Source organism: Lysinibacillus sp. VIII_CA (assembly GCF_049943995.1).
GTDB lineage: Bacteria > Bacillota > Bacilli > Bacillales_A > Planococcaceae > Lysinibacillus > Lysinibacillus pinottii.
On sequence record NZ_JBNFXM010000029.1, the window covers coordinates 22,940 to 40,136 of the forward strand.

At 34.7% G+C, this 17,197-nt stretch carries 19 protein-coding genes and 1 pseudogene; 8 read left to right on the forward strand and 12 right to left on the reverse strand.

Going from position 1 to position 17,197, the window contains the following annotated elements:
* Nucleotides 1-13: 13 nt before the first annotated feature.
* The 5 genes from ACP3VS_RS22690 to ACP3VS_RS22710 form a co-directional block, all read right to left on the reverse strand.
* Nucleotides 14-307 carry a hypothetical protein gene (locus ACP3VS_RS22690; protein ID WP_426390078.1) on the reverse strand — a complete coding sequence of 98 codons (294 nt, stop codon included), beginning with the start codon at nt 305-307 and terminating at the stop codon, nt 14-16.
* Nucleotides 307-627, reverse strand: a complete 321-nt coding sequence (locus ACP3VS_RS22695; RefSeq protein ID WP_426390079.1) for a hypothetical protein — start codon at nt 625-627, stop codon at nt 307-309. Before ACP3VS_RS22695 ends, ACP3VS_RS22690 begins: the two co-directional genes overlap by 1 nt.
* Entirely contained in the window at nt 617-2,029 is a 1,413-nt protein-coding gene (locus ACP3VS_RS22700; RefSeq protein WP_426390080.1) for a DNA cytosine methyltransferase, read from the reverse strand. Before ACP3VS_RS22700 ends, ACP3VS_RS22695 begins: the two co-directional genes overlap by 11 nt.
* A gap of 72 nt (nt 2,030-2,101) precedes the next feature.
* Nucleotides 2,102-2,569 (reverse strand): hypothetical protein, encoded by a 468-nt coding sequence (locus ACP3VS_RS22705; protein ID WP_197224334.1) that lies wholly within the window; start codon nt 2,567-2,569, stop codon nt 2,102-2,104.
* A 23-nt stretch (nt 2,570-2,592) separates the two neighbouring features.
* Nucleotides 2,593-2,805 (reverse strand): hypothetical protein, encoded by a 213-nt coding sequence (locus ACP3VS_RS22710; protein WP_197224333.1) that lies wholly within the window; start codon nt 2,803-2,805, stop codon nt 2,593-2,595.
* 266 nt (nt 2,806-3,071) lie between these two features.
* On the opposite strand from ACP3VS_RS22710, the gene ACP3VS_RS22715 reads away from it, so the two are divergent.
* The gene (locus ACP3VS_RS22715; RefSeq protein WP_197224332.1) at nt 3,072-4,199 is read left to right on the forward strand and encodes a tyrosine-type recombinase/integrase; all 1,128 of its coding nucleotides are present in this window, start codon (nt 3,072-3,074) and stop codon (nt 4,197-4,199) included.
* A gap of 37 nt (nt 4,200-4,236) precedes the next feature.
* Nucleotides 4,237-4,425: a hypothetical protein gene (locus ACP3VS_RS22720; protein ID WP_426390083.1), complete on the forward strand. Its 189-nt coding sequence runs from the start codon at nt 4,237-4,239 to the stop codon at nt 4,423-4,425.
* A gap of 137 nt (nt 4,426-4,562) precedes the next feature.
* Here the strand turns inward: ACP3VS_RS22720 and ACP3VS_RS22725 are convergent, their stop codons facing one another.
* Both ACP3VS_RS22725 and ACP3VS_RS22730 read right to left on the reverse strand, forming a co-directional pair.
* On the reverse strand, nt 4,563-4,982 hold the full coding sequence (locus ACP3VS_RS22725; RefSeq protein ID WP_426390084.1) for a universal stress protein: 420 nt from the start codon (nt 4,980-4,982) through the stop codon (nt 4,563-4,565).
* A gap of 12 nt (nt 4,983-4,994) precedes the next feature.
* On the reverse strand, nt 4,995-6,428 hold the full coding sequence (locus ACP3VS_RS22730; protein ID WP_426390086.1) for a SulP family inorganic anion transporter: 1,434 nt from the start codon (nt 6,426-6,428) through the stop codon (nt 4,995-4,997).
* Nucleotides 6,429-6,518: 90 nt separating this feature from the next.
* Here ACP3VS_RS22730 and ACP3VS_RS22735 point away from each other — a divergent pair, with 90 nt between their 5' ends.
* Entirely contained in the window at nt 6,519-7,070 is a 552-nt protein-coding gene (locus ACP3VS_RS22735; RefSeq protein ID WP_426390088.1) for a recombinase family protein, read from the forward strand.
* A gap of 209 nt (nt 7,071-7,279) precedes the next feature.
* Here ACP3VS_RS22735 and ACP3VS_RS22740 read toward each other — a convergent pair whose 3' ends face one another.
* Nucleotides 7,280-7,855, reverse strand: a complete 576-nt coding sequence (locus tag ACP3VS_RS22740) for a recombinase family protein (RefSeq protein ID WP_099805642.1) — start codon at nt 7,853-7,855, stop codon at nt 7,280-7,282.
* Between the two features lie 144 nt (nt 7,856-7,999).
* Between ACP3VS_RS22740 and ACP3VS_RS22745 the strand changes: the two are divergent.
* The 5 genes and pseudogenes from ACP3VS_RS22745 to ACP3VS_RS22765 all read left to right on the forward strand — a co-directional run bounded on the left by ACP3VS_RS22745 (nt 8,000) and on the right by ACP3VS_RS22765 (nt 14,100).
* Nucleotides 8,000-10,965, forward strand: a pseudogene (locus ACP3VS_RS22745) (Tn3 family transposase).
* 112 nt (nt 10,966-11,077) lie between these two features.
* Nucleotides 11,078-11,542 (forward strand): hypothetical protein, encoded by a 465-nt coding sequence (locus ACP3VS_RS22750; RefSeq protein WP_197224331.1) that lies wholly within the window; start codon nt 11,078-11,080, stop codon nt 11,540-11,542.
* A 200-nt stretch (nt 11,543-11,742) separates the two neighbouring features.
* Nucleotides 11,743-12,087, forward strand: a complete 345-nt coding sequence (locus ACP3VS_RS22755) for an aconitate hydratase (RefSeq protein WP_241745346.1) — start codon at nt 11,743-11,745, stop codon at nt 12,085-12,087.
* A gap of 179 nt (nt 12,088-12,266) precedes the next feature.
* The gene (locus ACP3VS_RS22760) at nt 12,267-13,490 is read left to right on the forward strand and encodes a hypothetical protein (protein ID WP_426390089.1); all 1,224 of its coding nucleotides are present in this window, start codon (nt 12,267-12,269) and stop codon (nt 13,488-13,490) included.
* Nucleotides 13,491-13,518: 28 nt separating this feature from the next.
* Nucleotides 13,519-14,100 (forward strand): hypothetical protein, encoded by a 582-nt coding sequence (locus tag ACP3VS_RS22765; protein WP_036224186.1) that lies wholly within the window; start codon nt 13,519-13,521, stop codon nt 14,098-14,100.
* 279 nt (nt 14,101-14,379) lie between these two features.
* Here the strand turns inward: ACP3VS_RS22765 and ACP3VS_RS22770 are convergent, their stop codons facing one another.
* The 4 genes from ACP3VS_RS22770 to ACP3VS_RS22785 all read right to left on the reverse strand — a co-directional run bounded on the left by ACP3VS_RS22770 (nt 14,380) and on the right by ACP3VS_RS22785 (nt 17,090).
* Nucleotides 14,380-15,006 (reverse strand): hypothetical protein, encoded by a 627-nt coding sequence (locus ACP3VS_RS22770; RefSeq protein ID WP_426390090.1) that lies wholly within the window; start codon nt 15,004-15,006, stop codon nt 14,380-14,382.
* Nucleotides 15,007-15,620: 614 nt separating this feature from the next.
* Complete coding sequence (locus ACP3VS_RS22775) at nt 15,621-15,803, reverse strand: hypothetical protein (protein ID WP_197224328.1); 183 nt, start codon at nt 15,801-15,803, stop codon at nt 15,621-15,623.
* Between the two features lie 401 nt (nt 15,804-16,204).
* Nucleotides 16,205-16,549, reverse strand: coding sequence for a hypothetical protein (locus ACP3VS_RS22780; RefSeq protein ID WP_197224327.1), 345 nt, complete (start codon nt 16,547-16,549; stop codon nt 16,205-16,207).
* A 67-nt stretch (nt 16,550-16,616) separates the two neighbouring features.
* The gene (locus ACP3VS_RS22785) at nt 16,617-17,090 is read right to left on the reverse strand and encodes a hypothetical protein (RefSeq protein ID WP_426390092.1); all 474 of its coding nucleotides are present in this window, start codon (nt 17,088-17,090) and stop codon (nt 16,617-16,619) included.
* Nucleotides 17,091-17,197 lie beyond the last annotated feature (107 nt).

Below are 17,197 nucleotides of genomic sequence, written 5' to 3' on the forward strand. Positions count from 1 at the left end.
AAGTTGTTATGCATTACTTAATACTCTCTACACTGTCACTTTCAAAGTGTTCTGATGGAATTGAAGCTGGATGGTCACAACCCCAACTACATGTGTTTACAATGCTAGGGTGTAGATTTTCAAGTGAACTTCTTCTTCCACACACATAGCGAACCTCATCACATAGATCGCATTTATCGATTGTGATATCCCAAAAATCTTTTCCTTCTACAGCAATACCTAATTGGTATTTAACAGCGAATATAATGCCTCCAGCATTAATTAATGTATGCCATCCCTTGAAATACTCAATTATTGATTTAATCATTAGTCAATCTCCTTTTCGGAAGTCATCTGCAGTTGAACTTTTTGAGCTACAAATGAAGGCATTAACTCATATTCGATGGATAGGGACCTGTTGAACACTAAATCCAACATGGTCTCAACATAGTTTCCATTAATATCAATCCAGCCTTCGATTTCTAAATCAATAACTACTTCTTGCTTATCTTTATCACGACCAATGATACAATGCCATCGCACTGGATCAGAGCATATACAGGGTTGATTATTCATTGTGACGTTATGAATTTTGAGGTCACGAATAAATGCAATAGTCGGTATAAGAAGTCTTATCTCAATATGCATAGAAATCATCCTCTCGTAAGCTATGGATATAGTCGTAAATGACTTCACACTTAGATTGACGAATTCTTTTAAACGCCTCTATGATTTGTTTGGCTATTGCATTACCTAAGCGAAATGGCACACCATTTGCAAGTTGCTGCTGCATGCTCCTTAACTTTCCTACAAATTCAAATGAATCTGGAAGGTCAAATAACCTTGCTATTTCTCTAATACTTAAAATTCGATTTTCTGTAGGATGTAATATGTTCGATTTACGTACATTGGGTAACGTAATTGAAGGTGAATCCCATGAGAGTCTTCTTAAAATATTAGAATGTGTTAATCCTTTACGCATTTTGCCAAGCAAATGTTTAGGCAGGGCTTCCCAATTCGCACCTTCAGGTATGAAAGTGAACCGCTCCCTTGTTTTTGGTCTAGGAATACTCACGTCCTGCTGATTAACGATAGCCTCATGAATATCATGTAAAGCATTGGCTACAGTGTTGTATTCAGCGGGTGAATGAGTTGCATTCGGTAGTTCAATACGTCCTATACGAGAGCCTATTAAAATCGCACGTTTACGACTTTGCGCGGATCCGTAGTCAACAGAATTCAATATACCTGTTGATATTTCAAATTCCTTCAATGCTTCATAAATCTCCTCTGCAAATTGACCATCCCCGCCTGTTAGTAATTCAGGAACATTTTCTAACACAAAGACTTTGGTAGCCGGATTGCCTTTTATAATCCTTAAATACTCTTTTAGGAGTAAATTATTGGGGTTATCGAGGTAGTTCGTTCTTCTATTTGCATTACTATGACCTTGGCATGGAGGACCACCTATGATCACATCAACAGGAGGTACCTCATCACAAGTTAACTCACATATATCACCGACGTGAATATGGTCACCGTGGTTAACCCTATAGGTTAATGCCGCGTCTGAGTCCTTTTCTAATGCGAAAACAATACGATAATCCTTAATTGCTGAGAATCCTGCATCAAGTAGTCCAGCTCCGCTAAAAAATGAAGCAACTGTAACAGCCTGTGCTAGGAACTCTGTATTAGCGTCTACACCTGCAGCTGCAAATAACTCGGTTTTATCAAATGAAACCGATGTAGTATTATTATCTGCTGTAGAAGTAACGATAACTTGATCATCCGATATCGATATATCTAACTTATCTGCATCAGCAAAGAGTTCTAATACATCTTTGCTTCTTATATCTAGAAGCGGAATGTAATTGTTTCCGGACTTCTTTCTCGAAACTGTGACCTCTCTTTCGCCATCAATTGAAGGCGAAATAATTAATTTTCGTTCGGAACGGTCCAATTGATAGCGAACTTTTGTACCGATTGGAAATAATGAAATGTCACTAAATGTAATTCCTCTTGCAGATGCTTTTATAGTTTTTATTTTCATAAAATCTCTCCTTAAACAAAAAATACCCCTGAACAATTTGTTCAAAGGTATCTGTTCTTTATTAGCATTAAATTAATTTCTAAAATAGGACGGAGCGCCATCATTAGTCCAACTGTATGGTTCTGAGAACTTTCCTTCCCCAGTATTACTTAATAATGTCATCTCGAAGAAAAATACATCCTCGTTAAAATAAGACATTAAATCAAATAATTCTCCCCACGTATTTACTATGAATTTATACTCTCCTGAATAATGATGAATTAATTCAGGTTTAAGCGGGCCTTTATAGTCTTCAGAAGTACCAAGCTCAAAAAACACTTGATGTTCTCCTCCTATGGATGTCTCTTTTATTATCGATAGATCCGCTTCATGAAAAGCTGCTATGACACCATCATAAGTAAGACGCTTGTCAAACGGATAAAAATGAGTGAAATTAAGATATTCACCATTTAAATCTCTTGTAATAAACAAGCCGCCTAATTGGTCGATTCCATAAGTGTAAGACGCTTTAGTTTCTGGATTTTCATAATTAAATTGCATACTCTTTCCTCTTTTCAAAGTTATTACTTACAAGTATTAGATGTATTTTCATTAATTACTTCTAAAATTGCATCTTCGTCATCAAAAATAAAGCCATTTACTCCAAATTCTTCAGGGGCCCCAGAAACAGTTATGTATCCATCAATTCCAGGGTTTTCAGATTTAATTAGAAGTAAGTCAAATGAACTTCCTTTAAAATTACAGGTCTTTACCTTCTCACAACTTGTATTATCCATATTTACCTCTCCTTTTTTAGGTGAAGGACGCAAAAAAGCCTTTGGTCAATAGGAAAACACATACATTAAGTAATGTGTAATCAAATTGCCCAAAGGCTTGTACAATACGTTCCCCGTCATTACTATATAAATTAGTAAGACCACCAAATAATAAAAACTTAATATATACACTATACTACATCACGAGTGAATTATAAACTCTAAACTTGCATATTTTAACCAAAGTTACTATAACTAAGGTATGACTTTGAAATGGAGAGAAAAAAATGAATATTAATATACGGGAAAATGGTGTATCAATACAGACAGCTAAAACTATAAATGCACTTCAAGCTGCTGTAGATCAAGCAGAAAAGGAATCCCTACCCAGCTTTACTTATTTTAATGATGCAGATGTTGTTACCTGGTACCTTTATACATCCGAAAAATTATTAAAGGAACGTTCACGTTCTAAAAGAACAACTAAATCATATGAACGAGAAATTAAACAATTTATCCAATATATATCTATGTATCAGGATGAGATGGGGCTAGATGTAGAGTGGCAAGAGCAACAGTTCTTACGTTCATTATCCCCCCGCCATTTAAGAAAATACCAGGAGTGGCTAGTTAAAAGTAGTCCATATGTAAAAGCAAATTTTGAAAAAAATAAAACTGGATACTCTGTAGCAACATTAACTACAAAGACCACTATATTAAAACAGTTTTTCCGCTTTCTCTATGATAAAAAATATATTTCAGAACCATTACATGAAGGATTAAAATCAATATCCGTTAATAGCGATGATCGTCCAAACCGCGATATGGGAACAGATGATGTGGTGCGAGTGCTTGAAGCGTTTATAAAAACCAAAAACATATTTGCGTTTACAATCGTTCAGTTATTGGTTGCCACAGGTATCCGTAACGAAGAACTTTGCACCCTTCAAATCAAATCGATAAAGCGAAATATTAACGGCGAGGAATATTTAGAAATACTAGGTAAAGGAAATAAAAGACGAGATGTACCACTTAAACCATCCGTTAAGCAAAGTATCATTTACTATAGACAGGCACGCAATGTGGAGCCACTAGAATACGCTGCAGCTGATAGTCCTTTGATTCCAACTAAAACTGGCGCCTTCTTTTCGCCATCTTATCTTACTCAAACACTATGTAAAGAAATGGCCAAAATTCAAGAGCATTTGCCCTTTGATACAAATAGAATAACACCACACATATTTCGTCATGCGTTCGCTATTATATCTCATGAAAATGATGTTAGTGTGCATGATATTATGAGAAGTCTCGGTCATGAAAGATTGGACACAACAATGATTTATCTAGAGAAAATATTTGATCAAGAACGACATGCCAGCCACCAATGGACAAATGCCATTAGTAACTATTTGTAAAATATAATCCATAACAGTAGGAGGTTAAATCATAGTCATGGCTAATGAGAGTTTAATAGAACATTTAAAGAAAAAAATAAATTATGCTGCAACCAAAAGTAAAGAACATGAAGAGAATAATCTGATACGACAATCTGAGTGGTACGATGGATATGAACAAGCATATTTAGAAGTCTTAAACTTGTTAGAGGGGTACCGTCAGGTAAATGCGGATTTACAACGTTAAGGGAATCCCAATATAAAAAAGCCTAAATTCTCGGTGTTATAATTGATAATTTAGGCTTTAGTTACTCCATTCAAGTAAAAAACCGAAATTCTTTAATTTCGGTTTTTTACTGCTGTACTATCAAATTCAGTATCAAACTATTTCACAATCAATGCAGGGCAATTCACACGCTTCATTACTTTATGACTCACACTACCTAAAACCATTTCTTGCAAGGCATTCAGCCCTCGACTACCAATTACAACAAGATCTACCTTTTGATCATTTGCATATTTTACGATCTCAGGACCTGGCTTGCCATGAAGGATAGTCGTCTTATAATTAACATTAGCTTCGTTAAGAAATTGGATTACTTTTGAATTCTTTTTTCGTCTTTCTATATCCAATGCTTCACTTGAACCAGAGTGTAATACATCTGATTTAGATTTATCAAAATCAACTACATAAACTACATCTATAATTGATTCTTTATTACAAGAAACAATTTTAACGGCTTCTTTTGCAGCACGCACTGCATTTTCTGAACCATCAGAAGCAAGTAAAATATGTTTATACATAAAATTCCTCCTTTAGTGGGATGATGAAATTCCATCCAGTTTGTTCATTATCTTTTTACTTGTACCGTCTAAATTAATGATTTCAACATTTATTCCTTTTTCTTGTAACATGTCAATAACTTTCATTAAAGCACCTACGCCAGAGTCATCCCAAATTCGACTATTTGAAAAATCAATTTGGATAGTTTGTCTTTGAATTTCTACTTTTTTAAAGTACTTTACAAATCCATCCGTAGAAGCAAAGAATAGTTGGCCATCTACGATAAAACTATTTCCATCTCTAGTAATTTTGACAGTTGAAATTTTTACAACAAAGAAAATAGCACTCAATAATACTCCTGTAAGAACTCCTTTTGAAAGATCATGTGTATAAACTACTATTATGACTGTAGCTAACATAACGATTGCATCGGTACGAGGTGCTTTTGCTAAGTATTTAAAAGAACTCCAATCAAATGTACCAATACTTACCATAATCATAATTCCTACCAAAACAGGCATTGGAATCTGAACAACTAGTTCACCAAGAACTAATATTAAGAACATTAAAAATAAACCTGCTATAAGTGTAGATAATCGACCTCGACCACCTGATTTCACATTAATCACCGATTGACCAATCATGGCACATCCAGCCATACCACCAAAGAACCCTGTAATAAAATTGGCAATTCCTTGACCACGAGCTTCTCGATTTTTATTACTTTCTGTACCTGTCATATCATCTACGATTTGAGCAGTGAGTAACGACTCAAGTAACCCTACAATTGCAAGTGAAAGTGAATAAGGGAAGATGATTTGTAACGTCTCTAAGTTAAGTGGAACTTCTGGTAGAAAGAACGATGGTAGTGATTGCGTAATTGCCCCAAGATCTCCTACCGTTCTTAATTCAACACCACTAAAAATGGCGACAGTCGTTAATACGACAATAGCGATTAATGGAGCAGGAACAATTTTAATGAATCGTGGTAACGTGTATAATAAGATTAAAGTTACTGCTACAAACACATATGTCATTGTTGAAATACCAATGAAATGTTCTATTTGTGCCATGAAAATCAAAATCGCTAGTGCATTGACAAACCCAATCATAACGGCATTAGGGATGAATTTCATAATTTTGGCAACTTTAAATACTCCGAATAATATTTGGAGTATACCTGTTAAAATAGTAGCTGCTAATAGATAATCAAGTCCATAATCTCGAATTAATGGTACCATTAATAAAGCCATCGCACCGGTAGCAGCTGATATCATTCCTGGACGCCCTCCAGCGAATGCAATAACCATAGCAATTATAAAAGATGCGTACAAACCAACCATTGGATCAACGCCAGCTATAATAGAAAAGGCGATTGCTTCAGGGATTAATGCAAGAGCAACGACAATCCCTGCCAAAATATCGCCCCGAATATTACCAAACCATTGTTGTTTTAAATTTTGCATAGTAGCCTCCTTCTCTAAATTCCTTTATTATCATAACAGTATCATTCCCAAAAAGGAACCCTTTTGGGATGATTTTAGGAGGGTATTGAAATGATTTATGGTTACATGAGACCTTTATATAATGACAGCAAATGTGAAAAACAGTACAAAGTTTTGAGTGAATTATGCGATAAAATCTACACTGAAGAGCATGGTTCAGCTAAAAAAAGAGTGCAATTAGATGCACTTTTCATGGAATTACAACCTGAAGATGTAGTCATCGTAGAAAGGTTAATTGTACTTGCTGATACATCGCGACATCTCATGGATCTTTTAAAAGTATGCGAGGTAGATCAAGTAATAATGCATTTCTTACATGAGAATATTAAAAGTAACGAGGTACTGAGCTTTTATTTAAAGGACATAATGGTGCATATGCTTCAATTCCAAACCGACATGATCAAGCAATCAACTGTTCTCGGTATGGAAGAAGCAAAAAAACAAGGGAAATCAGTCGGGCGTCCCAAAAAATTAGACGACAACATAAAAATGGCTATCTCTATGTATCATGAAGGTTATAAATTAATGGAAATCAAAAACGAAACAGGAATTAGTAAATCTACTCTTTACCGGTATTTGGAGTCTACAGATATTGAACAGTAGTATGTATAAAATAACCAAGCAACTCAAATGAAGTTTTATGAGATGAGTAGCTTGGTTTCTTTGTTCATGGATTATTAATAAATGATATGTAGTTAACCTAAGTACAAGTCTTCACATATCCCGATACAATTTAACATAATCATCCATTTGTATTAAAAAGAGTCCCCCACTACCCTAATGGCCTTTTTTGGAATATAGATATGGAAGGACTATTTGTTCACTTCTGATAGATTTCTATATAATGAAGCCCTAGACACATTTGTGATTTCACAAATTTGATTTACAGTCATATTTCCTTCTTTATATAGCTTAATTGCATAATTCATTCCTGCATGATTTTTATGATATTTCTTTAACCGACCTTTAAACTTTCCTTCTTGCTTAGCCAGTTCAATCCCTTCACGCTGCCGCATACGGATAAGATCCCGTTCTAGCTGATTTACACCCGCCATAACCGTAATTAAGAATTGGCTGTAGGGATTACCTTCTGATAAGTCTAGCCATGTGTCTTTTAGTGATTTTAAACTTGCCTTTTTACCTCTTATATCATCAATTAATTCAAATAAATCCTTCGTGCTACGAGTGATCCGAGTTAAGTCTGTAACATAAATAATGTCCCCTTCTCGTAAATCCCCTAACATTTTTTGAAGTTGTTCACGGTCCTTTGTTGCACCAGAAACTTTTTCTTCAAAAATAATATCCATTCCGATTTCGTTCAATTGCTGAAATTGCCTTGAAGGATTTTGGCTAGTCGAACTGACACGTATATAACCGATTTTCCTCAAAATATCACCTCTTTTTGATACTAGTCTTATGAGACACTCTTAGCTATGATTTTACCAGTCTACTACACTTGTATCAATAGAGTACACTCTATTGATATATAATTGAACTAATAAATTGAAAATACAGAAATGGGATGATACTGAATGAAAATGGCGAGAGGTAGAGAATTGCTTACACCGGAACAGAGACAGGCTTTTATGCAAATTCCTGAAGATGAATGGATACTGGGGACCTACTTCACTTTTTCCAAACGAGATTTAGAAATAGTTAACAAGCGAAGGAGGGAAGAAAACCGTTTAGGATTTGCCGTTCAATTAGCTGTTCTTCGGTATCCTGGTTGGCCATACACTCATATCAAAACCATCCCAGATTCAGTCTTACAATATATATCGAAACAGATCGGTACCAGTCCATCCTCGCTTAGTCATTATCCTCAAAGGGAAAATACACTTTGGGATCATTTGAAAGAAATTCGAAGTGAATACGACTTTGTAACTTTTACCCTGAGAGAATATCGAATGGCATTTAAGCACCTTCATCAATTAGCTTTGGAAAATGGTGATGCCATTCATCTACTGCATGAATGCATAGATTTTTTAAGGAAAAACAAAATCATACTACCTGCTATCACTACACTTGAAAGAATGGTGTGGGAGGCAAGAGCAATGGCTGAAAAGAAGCTATTTAATACGGTTAGTCAGTCTCTAACAATAGAGCAAAAAGAAAAACTTGAAGAGATCATCACTTCGCAGCAACCATCCGAATCCAATAAAACAATATTGGGTTGGTTAAAGGAACCACCGGGTCATCCTTCACCCGAAACATTTCTAAAAGTAATAGAACGCCTGGAATACATACGGGAAATAGAATTGGAGTCGGTAAAAATTAGTCATTTGCATCGCAATCGCCTGTTACAGCTATCTCGTTTAGGTTCAAGATATGAGCCTTATGCATTCCGTGACTTTCAGGAAAGTAAACGCTATTCAATATTAACCGTCTATTTATTAAATCTTACTCAGGAGTTAACGGATAAAGCGTTTGAAATTCATGACAGACAAATACTCAGTCTGTTATCAAAAGGCCGTAAAGCTCAAGAGGAAATTCAGAAACAAAATGGTAAAAAGCTGAATGAGAAAGTTATACACTTTACGAACATCGGACAAGCTTTGATCAAAGCAAAACAGGAAAAATTAGACGTTTTTAAGGTTTTAGAATCCGTTATTGAATGGAATTCTTTTGTCTCTTCAGTCGAAGAAGCTCAGGAGCTTGCACGTCCTGCCGACTATGATTATTTAGACTTATTGCAAAAACGGTTTTATTCACTAAGAAAATATACGCCAACGCTATTAAGAGTATTGGAATTTCATTCCACAAAGGCAAATGAGCCACTTTTAAAGGCTGTTGAGATTATCCGAGGAATGAACGAATCCGGAAAACGAAAAGTACCTAATGACTCACCTGTAGATTTTATTTCAAAACGATGGAAAAAGCATTTATACGAGGATGATGGTACAACAATCAATCGTCATTACTATGAAATGGCTGTTTTATCAGAACTTCGGGAGCATGTTCGGGCAGGAGATGTTTCCATTGTTGGCAGCAGACAATATAGAGATTTTGAGGAATATTTGTTTTCAGAAGATACATGGAATCAAACAAAGGAGAATACGAGATTATCAGTTAGTTTATCATTTGAAGATTATATAACGGAGAGAACCAGCAGTCTTAATGAAAGGTTAAAGTGGTTAGTTGCCAATTTCAACAAATTGGATGGAGTTTCTCTTGAAAAAGGAAAGCTGTCGCTTGCACGCTTAGAAAAAGATGTTCCAGAAGAAGCAAAAAAGTTTAGTGCAAGCCTTTATCAGTGCTACCAAGAATAAAATTAACCGATTTACTAATGGATGTTGCGCATATAACAGGATTTCATGAGCAATTTACTCATGCTGCTAATAATCGAAAACCGGATAAAGAAGAAACGATTATTATTATGGCTGCCCTTTTAGGAATGGGAATGAATATTGGTTTAAGCAAGATGGCTGAAGCAACACCCGGACTTACATATAAGCAATTGGCGAATGTATCTCAATGGCGCATGTATGAAGATGCAATGAATAAAGCCCAAGCCGTATTAGTAAATTTTCATCATAAATTACAATTGTCCTCCTATTGGGGCGACGGTACAACATCCTCGTCAGATGGTATGAGAATGCAACTAGGTGTTTCCTCACTTCATGCAGATGCAAACCCACATTACGGGACTGGAAAAGGGGCCACCATCTACCGATTTACGAGTGATCAATTCTCTTCTTACTACACAAAGATTATTCATACAAATTCAAGGGATGCGATTCATGTTTTAGATGGATTATTGCACCATGAAACGGATTTAAATATAGAAGAGCATTATACAGATACGGCCGGTTACACAGACCAAATATTCGGACTGACCCATTTATTAGGATTTAAATTCGCTCCAAGAATAAGAGATTTATCAGCCTCAAAATTATTTACAATAGATAAAGCAAGTGAATATCCAAAATTAGAAGCCATTTTACGTGGACAAATAAATACAAAGGTCATTAAAGAAAACTATGAAGACGTTTTGCGATTAGCTCATTCTATAAAGGAAGGAACAGTTTCAGCATCTCTTATTATGGGGAAACTCGGCTCTTATTCAAGACAAAACAGCTTAGCCACAGCCTTGCGTGAGATGGGACGAATAGAAAAAACGATCTTTATTTTGAATTACATTTCTGATGAATCATTAAGAAGAAAAATACAGAGAGGATTGAATAAAGGAGAAGCCATGAATGGATTGGCAAGAGCCATTTTCTTTGGAAAACAAGGTGAGCTAAGGGAAAGAACCATACAGCATCAATTGCAAAGGGCCAGTGCTTTAAACATAATCATTAATGCCATCAGTATATGGAATACCTTACATCTAACAAAAGCAGTTGAATATCAAAAACAAGCTGTTAGTTTTAATGAAGAATTATTGCACCATATGTCGCCTCTAGGTTGGGAACATATTAATTTGCTAGGAGAATATCATTTTAATTCGGAGAAAGTGATTTCATTAGATTCTTTAAGACCACTAAAACTTTCTTAACGTTGTTAAAAATGGGGGAATCGTCAGGAAACTAGGCTTAACGTTGTAAATCCGCATTTTCCTGACGGGACCCCTTAGAGAAAAATGATTTAGACTTAGGGGAGAAATAGGAATGATTAAGACAATTAAGGAATGGCTTTTTCAATTTAGCTATACAAAATATTTAGTTAAACTAAGTAATTTTAAAAATAGTGAAATAGTGCTTCCATTAAGTGATCAATTAGCAATTATTAATTTACTCAAAGCTTTAGGTGCTAAAAAGTGTAGGCTAGAACTCTATCAGAATCCTAAAAAAGAATCATGGGATATTAATATGGCAGAATTAGATATTACTAAAACAGGTAACATAGAATACAAAAATCCAAGTACACAATTAAAATTTAAATTAGATTTAAAAAAAAGCGAGCATGCTACAATATCGTTAGCAAATTCAAAAACAATCGTTTTTGAATTATCCGATTCGGTAACAAAAAAATTATTTTACACTAAATTAATAATAAGATTACCTGTTACTTTAAATGAACTTATCGAAGAATCTAAAAAATTGGCTAAGGAAGATAGATTAAATAGAATATAAAGTCAAAAACAAATATTTTATTTTTGAAACATCTATATCTACACTGTGGAGGCTTCGAGGGGTTAATAATCAACATATCTCAACAAACGTATTAAAGACCGTATGGTGTTGCGCCTTGCGGTCTTTTTTTGTTTGCGCATCAAGGGTTTTTGTTCTATCATTAAAACAAACGTATGTTCTTAAAGTTAGGGTGAGTAGTCTTGATTAATTCAAAACAAAGAGCGCAAATGCATAAGTTTTTCATTTTAGAAATGGCGATGCAATCGTTACAGCGTGATTATACGACGATTGAAAACTTGAAAATGAACAAAGTTTATTTGCCGATCATAGAAAAGCTAATTAATTCGATTAGGACTGATTACTACAATGAAAAGCGCCTATTAGCAAAACAGAAAATTAAAATCGTAAAGTGGGAGATAATTGACGAGTATTTCTTCGATTTAACGATAACTACCCCAGGCGAAGATCAAGTATTTCGTTACGCAAATATGGCCGTTAAGACGCAAGTCGAAAAGTTATTGTTAGCACGACTCCAAATCGAATAATCCATCACTTATCCTTTTCTTTAATTCCTGACCAGAACTCTGTAAATTAAGAGTTCTTTTTTTCATTTAACGTTATTATTGTCTCTTCAAATCTATTTTAATTCTTGAAATTTATTGAAATTACAATTAATAAATGTTATTATAACGTTAAATATTTATTGTCAAGGAGGGGTAATTATATGCTTAGTGCCATCGAAACTGTAGTTAGTTGTTTTCAACAATACCACATACAACAAAAATCAAAGGGATTGGGATTAGTTGTATTTGCTCTAATAGTCTTAATGTTGGCCAAATGGGAAAACTGGTTTCAGCCAATAGCTAATATTCTTGGTATTACTTCATTTGCGCATAATATTGGACTTGTTCAAAGTACATCAGTTATGACTTTTTTGGTTACTTTTATTTTATTTGTTATTCTACTTGGTTTCCTTTCTGTGTTATTGTATTTAGGAGCAATTCAACAATCAATTTTTATTACAGCACCTATGCCGGTTAAAATTATGTTGCTATTGCCTTTTATAATTATTGGAGTAGCATTAGTATTACTAGAGCGCATTTTCGGGAAACCTGTTACTAAAGAAGCTAAAAAGCACTCAGATGATGAGCCCTCTGTTGACATTATTTCTTATTTGAACAAGCAACAAAGTGCTATTTTCACAGAACAACAAGATAAAGGTATAGTGTATCAATATGGAGCAACACACTTAGATCAATTTACATCTCGTACATTATCTAATGATGAAGCGGACCGCTTTTTAAATAAAGCATTCGCACATGCTAATTCAACATCTAATATCTTGGTTGGATTTTCTCGTTCACTTCAAAGGTGGTTCATTATTGGAGCACAGCCATTACCTAGATATACTAGCTCATCTGCAAATTACTCAATAACTGATATAAGTCTTTATGGGAAAGTGCTTGATAAATCCTTTAATTCAGAAGATAAATTATATGTACCTGCACAATGTCTTTATATTGAGTGGGATGCATTGAACCATTCATTTGTTGCAATTACGGAACCACAAGAAGCAGATCCTAGATACCGGCTATCATTCCGTACATGTATCCAGCCATTAGAAGATTTTGAGGATATCCGAATGCTGTCTGAAGAATCACTTCAAGACATGTTAGAAAATTCTAATGAATTAGCATTGCTGGCATTAATGCATAAATTACATGTTTTAGCTTATGTATTACCAGCTTATTATCCTGAAGAGTTAGATAAATACAAGTTAGGCGAGAAAAATTATGTAACCGCTTCTGCTGCAGTTTCTAATTATTTTGCATTGAAGCATGTATATATCGCTGATGTATTAGCCTTCTTAGTTTCATATTTACGCCAGAATCCTGATGATGGCCGCGCTCAAAATGCATATAAATTAATTCAGAGAAATTACATCTAGATCGCGCAACTTAGAAGGAGAGGATTGAGTGTTTGGAGAAATCGAACCTTATAAACAATATTTATCATCAGTGAGACAGTGGACGGAGTTCGTTAAAGAACATCCTGAGTTAAATCTCCCCACTGTCTCTGCTTTAATTTATCATTTCGGGTCATGGAGTGAGGCAAAAGCCCATTTTGGATACATAAAGCCCGTCACTATTAGGCATTTAGAAAGTCTACCTGAAAATGAAGTTAAAGCCCTTTTAGAGCCATATAAACAGCATTTAAGTACTGCACTTTTGTGGGATGCATATGTAAATGAATATCCTGATTTAAAATTGCCTAATTTTCATGCACTAATTGAATACTTTGGTTCCTGGAATAGCATGAAACAGGTTATGGGATTACCCGTACATCCTTCAAATCGCCCAACTGTTTATACAAAGGACGATATAATTCAGGTAGTGAAAAAGTATGCGCCACATTCCTTTTCACCAAGGAAATGGGAGAAGTTTAGAAAAGAGCAAAAGGAAAAACTCCCCTCTTTTCAAACAATATCTAAAAATCTATCTAAAGACGATCGTGATGCGCTCCAACGTGAATTTGAGAACAAAAAACTCAATGATTAATAAGCATTAGGTCAGATAAAAACATGATTAAAAAATAGAAAGAGCAGATGTAAAGCCATCTGCTCTTTCTATTTATTCAAAAACCTGCAGGCATGCTAAATGAATTTCTATTTCTATTTCTATTTCTATTTCTATTTCCTCCAGCTCCTACTTGTCTATTCTGGAGTAAGCTACAGTGTTATACTACCCATTTCTCATCAGGGGTCTAGTGACTTCGACTTCAATTATTAATTTTAACTCTTACAATTAATTTTCACTTTAAATGCCGCTTCAGTATATTTAATCTCTCCAATTTAAATCGATAAAATCACGGAAGATCTCCTTCAGCCTATAATCCGTGGATGGAGTTCCTAGTTCATCTACAACGTGTTGTAGCAATGAAGCCCAAGAAAAATGGGATTCCCCATGCTTATTTACATACCGCAATATCTCTTTAAACTCTCTCATTTGCCATTCTTCCAATTCATTTTGCAAATATTTTTTTATATATCGATTCACAAAACGCACATGGCTCATACTAATTTCTAATAGGACAGCTACGGTTCGAGATATACTAGCATCTAGTGAAAATGCTAACAGGGCCACTGGCTTATACTCATTTACGGTAAATTTCGTTGATACTCTTTCCTTATTTCCTCTTATTTTTTTCTCTATATCTTCATTATCTAAGTGACCTCTAAATAGTGTGGTGCCATACAAAAAATCCCTTTTAAAATACTTGGACAAGCTTTCTATTGATTCTCGATCTCGCAGCACTAACATGCAAAGTTCCGGGCAAACGTCCTGCACAGGAACCCCTGTAATGTAATGCAAACTGTAGATAACATGTTTTAAATTTGATTGGAGTATAGGCTTCACTGGTCGTTTTTTTTGATACATACGTTCGCTTCTTCTCTCTTTTTGCACTCCCCCGCACCCCCCAATGGCGATTTTGATTGGGGACAAAGTATTTTTGTCCTCAGTACATGATTTATTTTATGTAATGTGATTTCTTCCTAGAATGTATGAAAATTTTTTTATTGGGTGAAACTAAAAATTAAAGGGGGCGATAAAATGACTGCAGAAGATAAGAAAAAGAAGATTCTAGAGGGCGTAAAAAGAGCATCCGAACGTTCAGGATTCCCTACTATTCCAAAAACAAAAAAAGTAACTAAAAAGGGACCTAAAAGCTAATTTGCTTATAGGTCCCTCCTCTATAATTTAAAAGGGAAAATACTTATTTAGTTATTAATTATTATATTTAGTATCTATTAGTACAATAATAGAAGATAGATTCAGATTATAACATCAACTATTTTCCCCTAAATTCATCATCAGAAAAAAATAGATATATAGTTATATAATGTTCTAATAGAAACTATTCAACTAGTTTAATTTAAATTGCTTGTTATTCAACTAATGAGCATGATCATAAACACATACGCTACAAATATAGCTATGAATGAAAGTTTAATTAAAAATACCACAAACCCATTTTTCACCCAGTGTAACAATTTTTATTTTCTAAAAAAAGTAGTAGGCTAATTTACTAACGTAGGTCTCCATTCTATTAAATGGGTAATATTTAATGATTGTTCATCCTGTGCAACCACACTTTTAACTTTTATATTTCCTGCTGATTCTTCTCGTACACTATAGCCAACAATCTTAAACTCCTGTGGCTCTTTACCAATGTAACGGTTTATGCTGCGTTTTGTAGTCATTATTTCCCTCTCCCTATTCTCAGATTTGCCAAAAACGACAAAACACCACCTTCGTATTTACGAAAGTGGTGCTTCCAACTTTTCAATCGTTCAAAATATATGCCGTTTTATATATTGTACAAAATTCCTTTGTAGTTTTCCACATATTCTTGGTTACTTGCGATTTCTTTTCTATTCATGAGTATTTTCTTCAAATTGTTCAGTAGATAAAGCACATTTAGTTATTTTCTTTTTAAGGCATATAAAATAATCCAGCAAGTTCTAAGGTGATTTGCAGAGCTTTGGCCAAGTCAGCACGTGTTTCGCTTTCGGTAACCTAGAAAATGCTCCTTTAAGAAACCGACTGCTTTAATTCAAAACAATACTTTAGGTTCGTGCTCAAACTCAGTTTTTTAATGAGCCTATGTTTGCGGCAATTTAATGCTTCTTTCAATTTGAGCAATATATCCTTTAGAAATCCACTCTTCATAAAATGAAGCCGATTGCAAATGACTTACCATAATCGCGTTTACTTTAATTAACTGTAAAACCCCTGCAATTAAGCTATCTATATCCTCTTGTTGTTCTAATCGTTCTAGTACTTCATCTATATGTGCAACAACGATGCTATTTCTAGAATTAATAAATAGGGAACTTTCATTTTTGTTGATTTTCTGTCTATCCAAAACCAACAGAGAAACGATTTCCTTCTTTAATTCTTTTATTTCACCATAAGAATGATTTTTTATATACTCGAAAAAATTCATATAACTACCCTCCAAATTTATTTCATTTTCAATTTACTTGTCCATTTGTTTAATTATACTGAGACGATTAATCAGCTTCTGAAGTAGCAAGCTGCTTCTTATATTCTTCTGCTTGCTCTAAAGTCCACACAGGTGTGGCTGCAAGTATTTGCACTGGCTCGGGGAGCGGATTTCGAAACTTTCTGCCCTCTCGTTGCTGCATTATATATTTCGCACTGAATGCTTGTTTACTCCAGCCTAACATTTCGGAGAATCCTTTTGACCCAATAAGTGGTTGTATTTCTGAAGCGTTCTTCCATCTTCGTTCTCGTTCTATTTTTCCTTGCCACTGAGCAGCACCCTGTTCTGTTTTGCTCACAGTTTGTTTTACTTCCTCATAGCATTTTTCACAAACCTGGATCTCCAACTTTTTTACGTTGTAAGCATTAAAACCCATATAGATTAATTCCTCTGGGGTTAATGTATGTACAGACTTTTCCTTTTTGCATTGGTAACAATTGATTCCGAAATAGACCAATAATTCTAGCTTTAAATTAAACATCTAGTGTCCCATCCAATTCCTCTATATTTGTTATAGCAATAGGTAAAACTTTGAAGTTATCTCCATCTTTTCCCCTGCTCCACACCCAACGTGCAGCTTTCACCGCA

Bases quoted from the DNA above. Each gene is read 5' to 3' on its own strand.
- ACP3VS_RS22690 (WP_426390078.1), bottom strand. From the start codon at position 307: ATGATTAAATCAATAATTGAGTATTTCAAGGGATGGCATACATTAATT.
- ACP3VS_RS22695 (WP_426390079.1), bottom strand. From the start codon at position 627: ATGCATATTGAGATAAGACTTCTTATACCGACTATTGCATTTATTCGT.
- ACP3VS_RS22700 (WP_426390080.1), bottom strand. From the start codon at position 2,029: ATGAAAATAAAAACTATAAAAGCATCTGCAAGAGGAATTACATTTAGT.
- ACP3VS_RS22705 (WP_197224334.1), bottom strand. From the start codon at position 2,569: ATGCAATTTAATTATGAAAATCCAGAAACTAAAGCGTCTTACACTTAT.
- ACP3VS_RS22710 (WP_197224333.1), bottom strand. From the start codon at position 2,805: ATGGATAATACAAGTTGTGAGAAGGTAAAGACCTGTAATTTTAAAGGA.
- ACP3VS_RS22715 (WP_197224332.1), top strand. From the start codon at position 3,072: ATGAATATTAATATACGGGAAAATGGTGTATCAATACAGACAGCTAAA.
- ACP3VS_RS22720 (WP_426390083.1), top strand. From the start codon at position 4,237: ATGGCTAATGAGAGTTTAATAGAACATTTAAAGAAAAAAATAAATTAT.
- ACP3VS_RS22725 (WP_426390084.1), bottom strand. From the start codon at position 4,982: ATGTATAAACATATTTTACTTGCTTCTGATGGTTCAGAAAATGCAGTG.
- ACP3VS_RS22730 (WP_426390086.1), bottom strand. From the start codon at position 6,428: ATGCAAAATTTAAAACAACAATGGTTTGGTAATATTCGGGGCGATATT.
- ACP3VS_RS22735 (WP_426390088.1), top strand. From the start codon at position 6,519: ATGATTTATGGTTACATGAGACCTTTATATAATGACAGCAAATGTGAA.
- ACP3VS_RS22750 (WP_197224331.1), top strand. From the start codon at position 11,078: ATGATTAAGACAATTAAGGAATGGCTTTTTCAATTTAGCTATACAAAA.
- ACP3VS_RS22760 (WP_426390089.1), top strand. From the start codon at position 12,267: ATGCTTAGTGCCATCGAAACTGTAGTTAGTTGTTTTCAACAATACCAC.
- ACP3VS_RS22775 (WP_197224328.1), bottom strand. From the start codon at position 15,803: ATGACTACAAAACGCAGCATAAACCGTTACATTGGTAAAGAGCCACAG.
- ACP3VS_RS22780 (WP_197224327.1), bottom strand. From the start codon at position 16,549: ATGAATTTTTTCGAGTATATAAAAAATCATTCTTATGGTGAAATAAAA.
- ACP3VS_RS22785 (WP_426390092.1), bottom strand. From the start codon at position 17,090: ATGTTTAATTTAAAGCTAGAATTATTGGTCTATTTCGGAATCAATTGT.